The 14,210-nt window shown below is 37.0% G+C and carries 14 protein-coding genes and 1 pseudogene; 7 read left to right on the forward strand and 8 right to left on the reverse strand.

Translation table 11 applies throughout. The features are described 5' to 3' along the window. Positions 1–6: 6 nt before the first annotated feature. The 3 genes from Q1B07_RS08855 to Q1B07_RS08865 form a co-directional block, all read right to left on the reverse strand. The gene (locus Q1B07_RS08855; protein WP_299094066.1) at positions 7–948 is read right to left on the reverse strand and encodes a hypothetical protein; all 942 of its coding nucleotides are present in this window, start codon (positions 946–948) and stop codon (positions 7–9) included. Positions 949–1,059: 111 nt separating this feature from the next. Further along, the gene (locus tag Q1B07_RS08860) at positions 1,060–1,356 is read right to left on the reverse strand and encodes a hypothetical protein (RefSeq protein WP_299094067.1); all 297 of its coding nucleotides are present in this window, start codon (positions 1,354–1,356) and stop codon (positions 1,060–1,062) included. Between the two features lie 211 nt (positions 1,357–1,567). Then, a complete protein-coding gene (locus tag Q1B07_RS08865; RefSeq protein WP_299094069.1) occupies positions 1,568–2,092 on the reverse strand; it encodes a YpiB family protein in 525 nt (174 codons plus the stop codon). A gap of 119 nt (positions 2,093–2,211) precedes the next feature. Here Q1B07_RS08865 and Q1B07_RS08870 point away from each other — a divergent pair. The 6 genes and pseudogenes from Q1B07_RS08870 to Q1B07_RS08895 all read left to right on the forward strand — a co-directional run bounded on the left by Q1B07_RS08870 (position 2,212) and on the right by Q1B07_RS08895 (position 9,275). After that, a pseudogene (locus tag Q1B07_RS08870) lies at positions 2,212–2,819 on the forward strand (methyltransferase domain-containing protein). A 28-nt stretch (positions 2,820–2,847) separates the two neighbouring features. Then, positions 2,848–4,191 (forward strand): sodium-dependent transporter, encoded by a 1,344-nt coding sequence (locus Q1B07_RS08875; protein ID WP_299094071.1) that lies wholly within the window; start codon positions 2,848–2,850, stop codon positions 4,189–4,191. Between the two features lie 96 nt (positions 4,192–4,287). After that, on the forward strand, positions 4,288–5,673 hold the full coding sequence (locus Q1B07_RS08880) for a protoporphyrinogen oxidase (protein WP_299094073.1): 1,386 nt from the start codon (positions 4,288–4,290) through the stop codon (positions 5,671–5,673). A gap of 244 nt (positions 5,674–5,917) precedes the next feature. After that, positions 5,918–6,295 carry a DUF5367 domain-containing protein gene (locus Q1B07_RS08885; protein ID WP_299094075.1) on the forward strand — a complete coding sequence of 126 codons (378 nt, stop codon included), beginning with the start codon at positions 5,918–5,920 and terminating at the stop codon, positions 6,293–6,295. 113 nt (positions 6,296–6,408) lie between these two features. Next, on the forward strand, positions 6,409–7,596 hold the full coding sequence (megL, locus tag Q1B07_RS08890) for a methionine gamma-lyase (protein WP_299094077.1): 1,188 nt from the start codon (positions 6,409–6,411) through the stop codon (positions 7,594–7,596). 260 nt (positions 7,597–7,856) lie between these two features. Next, positions 7,857–9,275, forward strand: a complete 1,419-nt coding sequence (locus tag Q1B07_RS08895) for a sodium:alanine symporter family protein (protein WP_299094078.1) — start codon at positions 7,857–7,859, stop codon at positions 9,273–9,275. Between the two features lie 80 nt (positions 9,276–9,355). Here Q1B07_RS08895 and Q1B07_RS08900 read toward each other — a convergent pair whose 3' ends face one another. From Q1B07_RS08900 to Q1B07_RS08920, 5 genes are all read right to left on the reverse strand, one after another. After that, positions 9,356–9,661: a DUF5634 family protein gene (locus tag Q1B07_RS08900; RefSeq protein WP_299094079.1), complete on the reverse strand. Its 306-nt coding sequence runs from the start codon at positions 9,659–9,661 to the stop codon at positions 9,356–9,358. 156 nt (positions 9,662–9,817) lie between these two features. Further along, positions 9,818–10,189: a hypothetical protein gene (locus Q1B07_RS08905; protein WP_299094081.1), complete on the reverse strand. Its 372-nt coding sequence runs from the start codon at positions 10,187–10,189 to the stop codon at positions 9,818–9,820. A 13-nt stretch (positions 10,190–10,202) separates the two neighbouring features. Continuing rightward, the gene (locus Q1B07_RS08910; RefSeq protein ID WP_299094082.1) at positions 10,203–10,721 is read right to left on the reverse strand and encodes an acyl-CoA thioesterase; all 519 of its coding nucleotides are present in this window, start codon (positions 10,719–10,721) and stop codon (positions 10,203–10,205) included. Between the two features lie 273 nt (positions 10,722–10,994). Then, a complete protein-coding gene (locus Q1B07_RS08915; protein WP_299094087.1) occupies positions 10,995–11,885 on the reverse strand; it encodes a LysR family transcriptional regulator in 891 nt (296 codons plus the stop codon). Between the two features lie 125 nt (positions 11,886–12,010). Beyond that, positions 12,011–12,232, reverse strand: a complete 222-nt coding sequence (locus Q1B07_RS08920) for an aspartyl-phosphate phosphatase Spo0E family protein (protein WP_299832594.1) — start codon at positions 12,230–12,232, stop codon at positions 12,011–12,013. 400 nt (positions 12,233–12,632) lie between these two features. Between Q1B07_RS08920 and Q1B07_RS08925 the strand changes: the two genes are divergently transcribed. Beyond that, on the forward strand, positions 12,633–14,192 hold the full coding sequence (locus Q1B07_RS08925) for a spore germination protein (protein WP_299832596.1): 1,560 nt from the start codon (positions 12,633–12,635) through the stop codon (positions 14,190–14,192). Positions 14,193–14,210 lie beyond the last annotated feature (18 nt).

Consider the following 14,210-nt stretch of genomic DNA (forward strand, 5'->3'; position numbering starts at 1 on the left):
TGCCGGTTAATTTGATTCCGTTGAGCAGCAGTAAGGGTAGATTTTCTGGTTTTCTAACTGTGTAAATTGATGTTTTTCTTTATCGTATACAACTAGTTTTACCTTTTCAAGATCACCATTGGGGATGGCGTCTTTATTGATTGGGAACTTAATGGTTGCATGTTCGACTTTCTGTTCTACCGAAACATCAACAAAGTCTGAAACAGCACCTGGGATGTCTTGAAATAAGGTATATTCAGATACATTTTGCATGGAAACCGCAGATGAGAGGTCACCTTCTCCAGTGACTTCAAGAACAGCCCCTGATTTTTTATCAGTAAAAGTTTGTGGATAGCTTTCCAGTCCATCATAAAGTCGGTCACGATCCGAATCTGGCTGCTGCGGGTCTGTGCCGACACGATATTCGCCAGCATCGTCCAAGCCGTCATGATCGCTATCTTTCAGTAAAGGTGAGGTGCCAAATTCCTTTAATTCTAGATGGTCATCTAAGCCATCAGCATCCGAATCCTTTAAAACAGGATCTGTCCCTTGCTTCTGCTCCTCAAGATTTGATAAGCGGTCTTGATCAAGGTCCTCTTCACTATCCTGTGTCCCGTTTTTATCAGTATCTTTTGTAAGAGGTGAGGTATAGAGCTTTAAAATTTCGTAACCATCTAATAAGCCATCTTGATCTGTATCGATTGCATTCTTGTCTGTCCCTAATTTCTCCTCAATTTGATCCATCGCTCCATCCCCGTCAGAATCAAGAAGTTGTTTCGCTCTATCTTTCAGTACTTGAGCATTTGACCATGATTTTTGATAGAAATGAATCGATTGCCCGCGGTTGTTTTTGTTTTCAAAGTCTAAGCCTTTTTCATAATCTTTTTGCGCTTTCTCTAGAAGCTTTTGTTCTTTTTTCGAAAACATGTCTTGATTTTTTTCTAACAGGGATAGTAATTCTTTCGTCACGAGCCTGTTTGCTGCTATCACATTGTCTATGATTGGGTCTTGTATCTCAGAAGTAAGTTGTGGAGATGCTTCAATGATGTTTAGTGCATTTGAACTGTGGTCAAAAAATCTTTAGGACTTAATCGCATTGTTTGTTTCGAAATTCCCGTCAACAGCAGCCTGTAATTCAAAAAGTGCGTATTCCACCCGTTTATGATTTTTTTGTGGAGACTGAGTTTCCGGGATCGCTTCGATTTGTTCCATCGCTTTTTGCATCAGTTGCTTAACGGTTTGGTCAGATTCTTCTGATTGTATTGGCAAGCTTTGCTGTTTGGTGTTTTTTGCATTTGCAAAACTCGGTGAGATCGCAGAAGCAATTAACACCAGCACTAGCAGCCAATGCATGAGAAATTTGTTGTTTCGTTTCATTGTTCTTCCCTCGCTTTCGAATGATTTATAAGTAATTAAACACAACTACCATGTTACCTAAAATCAATTTTCAGCCAAAGGGAATTTTTCACTATTTTTACCATTAAATTACCAATGAGATTAGACATATTGAAATGCTTTTTAATAGGACAATAGAATAGAAAAGGCTTTCTCAATAGGGATAAACCCACTTTGAGAAAGCCTCTATTATTTACGCATTTTGAAGCTCTTTTAAGCGACTGGCCAATTCTTTAAAAAGCTCTTCATTCCGATCATCCAATGCCTTATTGATTTGGCTCTTAAGCAAAGAAATTTCAACGAAAAGATCAACCGTCTTTGCATCTTTCTCAGATTGTTCATATTGTTTGATCGATTGTAATCTAGATGTTTCAATTAACTGTGTATACTTGTAATTAGATTGTTTTCCAAAGAAATGAAGGATAAGATAGACTTTGTCTGAAGGATAGTTCATCAGAGAACCAATCGCTTTTGAAACATCTTCGGTTTTCAAGCTGTTATGATAAAAAAGAAAGCCTGGTTCATCTGAGTGAATGCTTGAAATAATCATCGTTCTTTCTTTTGGATGAATGGCATCTGTAAAGGAAAGATTTCCAAGGATGTGGTGATTTTTTACGATATATTCTAGCAGCCTGCGAGCTTCCGTATTTTTTAGTTGATGATGAGTTAAAAACCATTTGAGAAAATCACTTTTTTTTGCGGAGGATACCCAGTTCATTAAATCCCACCTTATCTCAGCTTTCAATCTTACTATCTATCATACCATGTTCGCTAAGCTGTTGTAAGGAATGAACATTGCTGGGGCTGAAATAAAAACAACTATAGGGAGCACATGGAATGAAAGAACTGTTTTTTGATAAGTTACTTGGCATTAAAACAAGGGGAGAACAATTGAGCTTTAACCAATCCTATCATTATCACCGATATGAGCCGACACCATATGATGCTTTAGAATATTTAGTTGATCACTATGAATTGAAGAGCAGTGATCGTATAATTGATTTCGGGTGCGGCAAGGGAAGGTTAAACTTTTTTATCCATTATCTATTAAATGCTACGGTTATAGGAATTGAGATGAACGAGATTTTCTATCAAGAGGCACTTAAAAATCACTATCAGTATATAAAAAAGACAAAAAAAGCAATGAGAACATTCATTTTTACTGTTGTCTTGCTGAAGAGTACCAAATCCATCCTCTTGATAATCGATTTTATTTTTTTAATCCGTTTTCGATTCAGATTTTTATGAAGGTCATAAATAATATTTTGCTTTCTGTGGAAGATTCAGAGCGGGACATCGAACTGATATTATATTATGTAGCAGCTGATTATATTTATTATTTAGAAAATCATCGCGCTTTTGAATTGAAGCAGGAGGTCAAGCTCCCTGGATTATATGAACATAATCCTAACGAACGATTTTTAATCTATCGATTGATAAGGTAGTTTTACAAAAACATTATAGGAGGAAATTATGCAAAATAAACGTGAACAATGGTCTTCGAAGCTTGGCTTCATTCTTTCCTCTGCTGGAGCTGCCATTGGTCTTGGAGCCATTTGGAAGTTTCCGTATGTAGCTGGGATGAACGGCGGGGCTGCTTTTTTCTTAGTTTTTCTCGCTTTTACGGTTCTTATCGGACTTCCTATGCTAATATCTGAATTTATTATTGGAAGAGGAGCAAAGCAGGAAGCCATCTCCGCGTATAAAAAACTTGCCCCGGACAGCCTTTGGGATAACATTGGAAAGCTTGGGGTCATCGGCTGCTTTTTATTGCTGTCCTTTTATTGTGTGGTTGGGGGATGGGTGTTAGTTTACAGCCTGCTTTCGATCGTTGGCCAAGTAATTCATGCTGGAGCTAATTATCCGGAGCTTTTCGGAAAGGTAACAAGCTCGCCAAGTATTACACTTCTTGGCTTAGCTCTTTATTTACTTATTAATATTATTGTCATTACGTTTGGCATAAAAAATGGCATTGAACGAGCAAGCAAGTATATGATGCCCTTATTATTTCTTTTTTTTATCGTTCTTGTCGCCAGATCATTAACCTTGGATGGGGCAATGGCAGGGGTGGAATTTTTTCTAAAGCCTGATTTCACAAGTGTCACGGGTGACGGCATATTGTATGCACTTGGCCAATCGTTTTTTGCGCTGGCTGTCGGGTTTTCCTGTATGGTTACATATAGTTCATATTTAGATAAATCAGTAAGTATTCCAGCGTCTGCAACCTCTGTTGTGGTGATGAATATTTTTGTTTCTTTGCTTGCCGGACTGGCTATTTTTCCAGCTGTTTTTGCGCTTGGACTTGAGCCGACAGAAGGCCCGGGATTACTCTTTATCGTTCTTCCTACTGTGTTTTCCCAGATCCCATTTGGCGAGTTCTTTTTAAGTCTTTTCTTATTGTTATTTTTATTTGCAACCTTAACCTCCTCCTTCAGCCTATTAGAAATCATTGTTTCTGCTTTTACAGAGGGTGGAAAACGATCAAGAAAGGGCGTTTCATGGGTGGCTGGAGCAGCTGTCTTTTTGGCAGGGATCCCAGCTGCATTATCGATGGGACCGCTAAGTGACTTGCTTATTTTTGAGAAAACGATTTTTGATGCAACTGATTATCTGGTTAGTAATATTTTGCTGCCGCTCGGTAATTTACTGATTGCCGTATTTATTTCGTTTAAAATGAACAAAGCATTAATTAAACAAGAATTTATACTGGCAAACTCGTATCCGCCGCAATTGTTTGCAGTATGGCGGTTCTTAATGAGATGGGTGGTTCCCCTGACAATTGCTATAGTATATCTGCATTCTTTAGGTGTGATTTAATATTAAAAAGTTAATTAAACGTTTGTTTAATCCCATCATGAAAGTATTGTACACTATTAATAAGTGATATTGACCTTAAATAGAGGTGTGAAAAAAGTGAAAACCGTTCTAGTTATTGGTGGCGGCATTACCGGGTTATCTGCCATGTATGAATTGAACAGATGGAAAAAAACTATGCAATCGGATGTAAGGCTTATCCTTGCCGAGGCTTCTTCGGAGCTTGGTGGAAAGATCTGCACTGTAAAAAAACATGAGTTTGTTATGGAAACAGGTGCGGATTCCATCGTTTCACGCAAGGCGAACACAATGTCCTTTATTGAAGATCTAGGTTTGCAATCAGAGGTTGTGTATAATGCGACAGGGCGCTCGTTTATCTACGCTGACGGTCAGTTAAAGCCGATTCCTCCTGATTCAGTATTCGGAATTCCGGCAAGTATTGAGTCATTAGCGAAGTCAACACTTATTTCAGCTGAAGGAAAAGTAGCGGCATTAAAAGATTTTTATATAAAGAATGAAACGTTTACGAAAAACGATTCCATTGGAGAATTTCTTGAATTTTTTCTTGGGAAAGAACTAGTTGAGAAACAAATTGCCCCTGTGCTTTCTGGCGTGTATTCTGGAGATTTAATGGACTTAACCATTGCGTCAACATTGCCATATGTGTTTGACTATAAAGAAATGTATGGCAGCATCATAAAAGGCTTTGAAGTAAATAAGGAGAAATTTCAAAGCAATGGAGAGAGAAAGTTCATTTCTTTTAATAATGGTTTAGGGACGTTGATCGATGCGTATGAAAAAGCACTGGATGATGTTGAAATAGTAAAAAATATAAAGGCAACAGCGATAGAAAAAGTTGAAGAGCGATATCGCGTCTCCTTTATGAATCATGAATCAATAGAAGCTGATTTTATAGTGTTAAGCATTCCACACACAGCTGCAGAAAAATTGATAAATGACACGGATTTAAAGAATGATTTTGCTAATTTGAAAAACAGCTCACTTATCAGTGTGTATGTTGGTTTTGATGTTCCAGATCACCTTCTTCCAGAAGAGGGAACCGGGTTTATTAACGCAAGCAATCATGACCTTTCATGCAATGCCTGTACATGGACAAGCAGAAAATGGGAACATACGTCATCTAACGGAAATTTGTTAGTAAGGCTATATTATAAAAGCAGTCATCCGCTTTTCCCGAGTTTACAAAACATGAGCAAACAAGAGCTCCTTCAAGTGGCACGGACTGATATTCAAAAAAGTCTTGGAATTTCGGCTGAACCGGTTACCAGCGAAGTAACCACTTGGATGGAGAGTATGCCTAATTACCGGAAGACGCATCCCCATACTGTAGATGCGATTGAAGGCAAGCTCGCCGAAAAATATCCAGGAATGATCGTTGCAGGCTGTTCCTATTATGGTGTTGGAATTCCGGATTGTATTGAAAACGGGCAAAGCACAGCAGAAAAGATTATCTCATTACTATAAGAAGATAAGGCGCTCTAACCACCTTTGATGATTGTCAGGAAAGATTTGCTGGTGGTAGGCGTCTTTTTTCGCATTTTAATTGGCTACTACGTCGAATTTCCTTTTTAGTTGCCAATTTATACCTTATGAAAGTGAAAAATAGGACAATTCGCACAATACATTCCCCTTTAATCTAAGTAAAATGGTACGTGATTGGAAGTGTAGGTAATAATTTACAATCATTTTATTTGGAGGAGTGTTTATCATGTTTTTTCTATTTTGGGGATTTTTCGTTTGGCTTGGAGCGACATTGATTTTTCGATTCGGAGGACAATTCTTTTTTCTATATGACCAGCCACTGCTGATGATCATGTCGTATACTTTGGTTGTTCCATTAATCGCTGTTTTAACCTTACCCGTTTATAAATGGAAAAAAGTACATTCGAATCAAAAAATTAAAGCGGCACTCTTTATCGCTTTACCTGGCATGTTAATCGATGCTGTTGTTTTAATTTATTTCCAAAATCTATTTCCAAATCTTGACCCTAATACGGATAAATATTTTGCTTCATGGTTATTGTGGGCTTATTCTCTCATTCTATTATCCGGTTTTATCGAGAAACAAGTTGAGATTGGTGAATAATCCTTGAAAGGAAAATGTGACGAAATCGTGCTGTAACAAATATGATATAACAAAAGCGCCTATTTACAGATAGAAGCATTTCGGCATTATCATACCGGACGAGGGGGATTTCAATGAAAAAAGATCGTAAGCCTCAGTTTGAAACAATGGCCATTCATGCCGGTTATTCTCCAAAAAATCATCATGACAGTTTAACCCCGCCTATCTATCAAACATCCACCTTTACATTCTCGACAATGGAACAAGGAGGAAGAAGGTTTGCTGGTATAGAGGATGGCTATATTTATTCTCGGCTTTCAAATCCAACTGTTGAAGTTTTAGAGGAACGTATGGCTATTTTAGAAGAAGGGGAGGCTGCACTTGCTTTTGGATCAGGTATGGCAGCTGTTTCAGCTACCTTAATCGGATTAACAAAGAAAAATGACCATATTTTATGTTCAAAAGGTTTGTACGGTTGTACGTATGGTTTATTACAATTGCTAAAAGAAAAATATCAGATAAATTACTCTTTTTCAGAATTATCTGCAGCGGATGAGATCTTATCAAATATTCAAGAAAACACAACATGTATTTATATTGAAACACCGATAAATCCAACTATGAAAGTAATCGATTTAGCATTAGTCGCAAGGATTGCCAAAGAAAAGGGGAGTAAGGTGGTTGTCGATAATACATTTTTAACACCTTACTTACAAAAGCCATTAACATTAGGTTGTGATCTTGTCATCCATAGCGGGACGAAATATATTGGCGGGCATGGTGATGTGATCGCAGGAATCATTGTCGGAAGTCAGGAGATCATCGACTATTTAAAACGAACGACGCAGAAGGATATTGGCGGAATCATTTCACCCTTTGATGCGTGGCTATTGCTTCGGGGAATCAAAACGCTTGCGGTGAGGATGGATCGCCATTGTGAAAATGCAGAAAAACTTCATGCCCTTTTGAAAAACCATCCTAAAATTAAGGCTGTCTATTACCCTGGTGACAAAGGACATCCAGATTTTAAAATGATGACCAGACAAATGAAAAAAGGGGGAGGCGTGCTATCCTTTGAAATTGATGGAACATATGAAGATGCCGTAAAATTTGTTAACGCTCTCAAACTTATTCCAATTGCAGTAAGCCTTGGAGATGCGGAAACGTTGATTCAACACCCTGCTTCCATGACACATTCGAGCGTTCCAGAAGAAGCCAGACTAAAAATGGGCATTTCAAATCAATTGTTGCGCTTATCAGTTGGCCTTGAAGCATGGGAGGATATTTGGGAAGATTTAAAGCAAGCGCTGGATTCTCTATAAAAAGTAAACAGAGCTTTTTACACAAGGGTCGGTCCCCTCAAACAGTTGGGGGACTGACCCTTTTTAATAATTTGTAATAAAATCAATAGCTTAACCATACTCTGTGAAAACAGCTTATTTACTAATTGATTATATAAAATTCAGAAAATAACAACGTTTTTAAAGACTCTATTTAATATGCTAATATAGTAAAAGCGTATCCATTACAGGAAATGTATATGATAGTAATGCTAAAAGATTTTTAGATAGGGGTGTTAAGAATGAAAATAATTGAAACTTTTATTAATGGAGCCAATACTTTGCTTTGGTCATATGTTCTGATTATTTTGCTGATAGGTGCAGGTCTTTATTTTACATTTCGCACAAAGTTTGTACAGTTCCGGTTAATTGGAGAAATGTTTAGATTATTAGGCGAAGGAGCTATGGCTGATAAAAAAGGAGTGTCCTCTTTCCAGGCTTTTTGTATAAGCACAGCTTCACGTGTAGGAACCGGGAACCTTGCTGGGGTTGCCATTGCTATTACATTAGGTGGTCCGGGGGCAGTATTCTGGATGTGGCTAATCGCATTAATTGGTTCTGCATCTGCGTTTATTGAGAGTACACTTGCGCAAATTTATAAGGTGAAAGATGGGAATACATTCCGTGGCGGTCCAGCCTACTATATGGAAAGAGCATTAAATGCCCGCTGGATGGGTGTTACATTTGCAATTATTATTTCTTTAACATTTGGTTTGGCATTTAATTCTGTTCAAGCAAATACGATTACAAGTGCCCTTAATGAATCATTTGGTATAAACAAAGTTTTAATAGCGGTTGTTTTGACAGTCATTACGGCAGTCATCATTTTTGGCGGGCTTAAAAGGGTAGCAACAGTATCAGAAATTATTGTTCCTGTTATGGCAGGAGCATATATCTTGATGGCTCTTTATGTCGTGGTTGTGAATTTTTCTGAACTGCCAAGTGTAATCGGTTTAATTTTTACGAGTGCTTTTGGTGCTAATGAAGTAGCAGGCGGGGCGCTGGGCGCTGCGATGATGAATGGAATAAAACGCGGTTTGTTCTCGAATGAGGCTGGAATGGGTAGTGCGCCAAATGCGGCAGCAACAGCTGATGTCAGCCATCCTGTCAAACAAGGACTTATTCAATCTCTTGGTGTATTCGTTGATACACTTTTAATCTGTAGCTCAACAGCATTTATTATTTTATTGTCTGGTCTTTATACGTCAACAGAATCTGACGGTATTGTCCTGACACAGAATGCACTTGAAACCTCAATGGGTTCATGGGCCAGTATATTCTTAGCCCTAATTGTGTTCCTATTTTGCTTTAGTTCAGTTGTCGGGAACTATTACTACGGTGAAACAAACATTGAATTTATCAACACAAATAAAATCTGGCTAAACATTTACCGTATAGCTGTTGTGGCGATGGTTGCATTTGGATCACTTGCATCATTAAGCTTTGTATGGAGTCTTGCGGATTTACTAATGGCGCTAATGGCGATCATCAACTTGATTGCGATTGTACTGCTAGGGAAAATTGCGATTGCAGCTCTCAATGACTATATGAAGCAAAAAGCGAACGGGAAAAACCCAGTCTTCCATGTCTCAAATATTAAAGGACTAAAAAATGTTGAAGCATGGGGCGGTTCTTCTAAACAAGGGAAGAGCAGGGAATAAAGCCTGCCAAATGACAGATTGAAATGAATTAATATTAAAAAAACGTAGCTACTCCAGGTCGAATGGCTAAGGTTTTTTGATTATTTTATGTCGCGAAAAGCATCTTCTAATTGTTTATAGCCTTTTAGATCCTTATTCATTGGATCATCAGTTTCTATCGTCCATTCTCGTTTTTCAGGGGCCAACCCTCCAGTTTGATTTTTAATAAAAGGAGAATAGACATGATAGGTTTTTCCGTCTTTTCGAACTGTATAACCTAAGAAGTAATGTTGATCCTGACCCTCTTCTTCAAAAATACCGATATCTTCTATACCATATTTGGTAATAAGTGGTTGGAAGGAATCTTGTAACTCATTAATAATTTGCTCTCTCGGTAAAAAATCCATATTAGTATCTCCTTTCAAATGTTCCTTCTTTTAATATGTGTTCATTTTTTGTTGTTAATCATTTTAAATTGAAATAGTTGATTTGGTTACCTGAGCGATTAAATGAGACTCATTTAAACCTTAGTGGAGACTGTCTCAAGAGACAGCCTCTACTAATTATTTGATAGAAGAAGGACCAACTAACGTTTCTGGGGAATGACCAAGAATTAATAAGGAGATCTTTGCATATCCAATCTTTTTATAATGGGAAAGAAACTTATTAATTCGGTCGAAATTTTCATCATCCCTTAGCTTTTGAACTTCTTTCTTATACAAGCGTAGTACAGAGCCATAAACAAAGCTAGGAGTGTAATGTTCAGCATCTTCATCCATTATTAGGCAACCCATATATTGATAGTTGAATTGCAATGCCCGTGTTAAGTTTACAACATGCATTAGTTTTTGAAAGAGTGTAGGAAAGTCTTTCTTTAATGTCTGAAGAGCATCGTTGGTCGATGTTAATTCAGCCTGACTCGTTACCAGCATCATTCTTCTCTCCTCCTTATTTGTCCCATGGTTTTCTAACGGTAATATATTCAGCTAATTCCTTACTTTTTTGTCTTCTTAGTCTTCTCATTTCTGCTCTTTCTTTACCAGTATTGTAGAGAAATATTTCTTCTTCCGTTTCTGGGATAATCCCCGGCACTTCAACAGGTTGTTTGTTTTCATTTAACGCTACAAATGTCAAGAAGGCTGTTGCTGCCATTCTTCGTTCACCTGTGATCATATCCTCAGCAATCACTTTACAAAAAATTTCCATAGATGTTTTTCCGGTGTAGGTCACAAATGATTCAATACAAACGGAATCAGTTTGGTGAATAGGGCATAAGAAATCAATTGAATCCGTTGATGCTGTGACACATTCCTTTACTCTTGAATGTCTTCGAGCTGATAAGGTTGCAACATTATCAAGCTTTTTCATCAATACTCCGCCAAAGAGGGTATTATAATTATTTAAATCGCATGATAATACTTGGTCAGTACTAACAATACGGCTTTCCTTCGTTTTTTTTGCTTCCATTTTTATAACTTCCTTTCATCGTTGACTTACATTAAGATGTACGGCTTTTTCTGCTGCCGTAAAGGCTAAAAATGGCTGGTACCAACAAAAGAATCATTTCTATAGAAAGGTTTGTTAACCTGTTACAAGTGTACGCCTGTGATTTAAGTTAGTAAAATGGTTAATTTTTATTGGAAGTATAGCTTTTATCTATGTAAATGGTTTCAAATATAAAAAGAGGATTCATCTCCTGAATCCTCTTACTATAAATATGCAGTTGAATCGTTGCTGTAGCTACTCTAATGGCGATTTTAACTTTTCCTTCGTAAACTGCAACCATGCTTTAGCTGCATTGGAAATGTATGCATTTTTTCTCCAAATAAGGGCAAGATTCCAGCTAATGGATGGCTCGATTACTTTTACTGCTCGGACATTCCATTTGAGATGGCGGCAAATGCTTTCCGGAAGCAAAGAGACGCCAAGCTTTGAGGCAACCATTTCTTCAATAAATGACCATTGTGAGCTTTCAGAGATAATATGCGGATGGAATCCACTCTTATTGCAAGCAGAGATTATATGATCATTTAATACAAAGTCTTTGTTAAATAATATAAAGGATTCATTTGCTAATTCCGTTAAATGTACTTCTGTTTTTTCAGCTAAAGGATGTCTAGGGTGGAGAATTAGCTTCAAGTCTTCCTCCATAAAAGCAAAATGTTCAAAGATGTCATCCTGTGTTGGAAGAACAACAACTCCGGCATCAAGAATATGTTTATCGACATCATCTTCGATTCTTTTCGATCCGTCTTCAACAAACTGGAAGGTGATCCCAGGGTATTTTTCATGAAAACAGCCGATGATCTTAAGAAAAGCATGGGCATCAAAGATTGGAGGCAAACCGATTCTAATATGTCCTTTTTTTAAGCCTAAGAGATTATCTACTTCAATTTCTAAATTAGTAAACGCTTTATCGATCAATTTTGCTTGTTTTAAAATGGTTTGTCCCGCATCTGTTAATAGAAGTTTCTTTCGTGAACGATCAAATAATGGTACACCTAATTCTTCTTCAAGATTTTTTATCATTTTACTGATCGTAGGCTGAGTAATATACAATGACTCAGCTGCACGTGAAAAGCTGCCCAAATCAGCTACTTCAATAAAATATTGTAATTGTTTAATATCCATAGATTCACCTAACTTTTTCAAACGGTTCAGCCACCCGCCAAATTGAAGAAGGTAAGAGAGTAGGGCAGGTAATTATTTCCCGAAAAAATCCAATAAGTATCACTTTAACATGAATGTCGGGAATTTCAAGTAGTTGAAAGGTGATAGGAATTAACAGGTGGATTAAACGGTTTATTCACTTTTGTTTTTAGCAATAATTGCGTTTCAAGAATTAAACGGTATAATTCTTCGCTATATTTAATTGTTTCCGGATTATTGATTCCTTTTGTTTGTGCAGTAACAATCATCAGTTTTCTAACTAAATTTATTTTATTGGTCAATTCAGTGTAATCATCTATATTCATCATCTATGGCTCCCACAACATTTATATTAATTATATCCTTTATTATTAATGATTTTGCTAGATTTTGAAATGCTTTCGACAATTCTTCTATGAAAAAGACATTTTTTTCTCTATCTTTCCTTGTAGATTGACAAAAAGAATCAAATAGATCCAAAAAGAACCAAAAAATCTTCGCTGTTTTTTAACTTATTTTAAGTGTCAGCAGCGGATTAAGAGATAGGTTCAAAAGAGCCTAATTTTAAATGTTAAAGTTCGCATAACATGGATAAATTCGGAAAAGATAAATTCAACTAGAATAGAATTAAAAAGTTAAAATTGTGGAAAATATATCCGTTTTTCAATGGAAAATATTTCAATGGTCTATATTTAGGCGGGAAGTAAGTTTCGTTTAGGAGGTGTGATTATGAGTATGAATAGGTGGATAAAGCTCTTTAGGTCAACGCAAAAGGTTATGAATAAAGAACCTAAAAAACAGCAAAATGAAACAGATTATTTAACAGGAATCATAGAGGAAGATTTTTATAAAATTAAACGAATGTTTGAAGGTTCTTTTGATTTTATGTTTCGAAAATTTGAAATAAATAATGCGTATACAGCTATTGTTTTATATCTTGAGGGTCTAGTAGATATGAAACGAATGGAAGATAGTATATTAGAGCCGTTATTAAATCAAAAAGAAGATTTTCTAAAAAAGAGTCAGTTAACCCTTAAGGATATTGAAGATGAGATCAGCTCAAGCCAAGTAAAAAAAGGGGAAACGATTCAACAAATCTCTGATCATCTCTTTATTGGCGGAACCGTGTTAATCATTAATGGGTTTAAACAAGCCCTATTTATTAGTGAGCAATCCTGGCAGCAGCGATCAGTAGATGAACCACCTTCAGAGGCTGTTGTTTTAGGACCAAGAGAGGGCTTTACAGAAAATATTCGGACCAATACTAGCATGATACGGAGGAGAATCCGTACACCTAAGCTTAAATTAGAAAGCATGAAAATTGGAAAACTTTCTAAAACAGAAGTGATTATTACCTATATAGAAGGAATAGCAGAGGAATCATTAGTTAAGGAAGTGCGAAAAAGATTACAGCAAATTGATATAGATGCAATTGAAGACAGCGGATATATTATTGAATTTATTGAAGAGAAGCCCTATTCTGTTTTTCCGCAAGTTTTACAAACAGAACGACCTGATCGGGTTGTCGGTAACATCCTTGAAGGAAGAGTAGGGATTATTGTTGAAAATAGCCCATTTGGTCTAGTTGTGCCTGTAACGTTTTTTCAAATGATGGATTCACCTGAGGATTATTATGGAAGGTTCATGATGGCTTCTTTTATTCGCTCTATCCGTTATTTATTTTTATTAATTGCCTTATTGTTTCCCTCTATTTATATAGCCGTCACAACATTCCATCAGGAATTATTACCAACAAACCTGTTGTTTAGTGTTGCTGCTTCGAGGGAAAAAGTTCCTTTCCCAGCGGTTGTTGAAGCCTTATTAATGGAGATTACCTTTGAGGCTTTAAGGGAAGCGGGGTTAAGGCTGCCAAGGCCAGTTGGGTCAACAGTTAGTATTGTCGGTGCCTTAGTTATTGGTCAAGCTGCAGTTGAAGCAGGCATTGTGTCCGCTCCCCTTGTTATTGTTGTATCGATTACAGGGATTGCTTCGTTCATGTTTCCTAGCTACAGCATGACAGGAGCCATTCGCCTGCTTCGCTTTTTAATGATGTTTCTTGCAGCTTTGCTTGGATTTTACGGAATCCTTCTAGGGGTATTTTTTATCCTTGTTCACCTTGTTCAACTCAGATCCTTTGGAGTCCCTTACTTAGCTCCTATTGCTCCATTTAATTTTAATGACCTTAAGGACCTCTTTATACGTGCACCTTGGTGGAAGATGGACGAACGACCTGAACAAGTGGGAAAAAGGAATTTGAGAAGGCTGGGTACACAGAATCGAAAAAAATAGATGTTCTCTTAGAATAGG

This window comes from uncultured Metabacillus sp., assembly GCF_947503125.1.
In the GTDB taxonomy this organism is placed as follows: Bacteria; Bacillota; Bacilli; order Bacillales; family Bacillaceae; genus Metabacillus.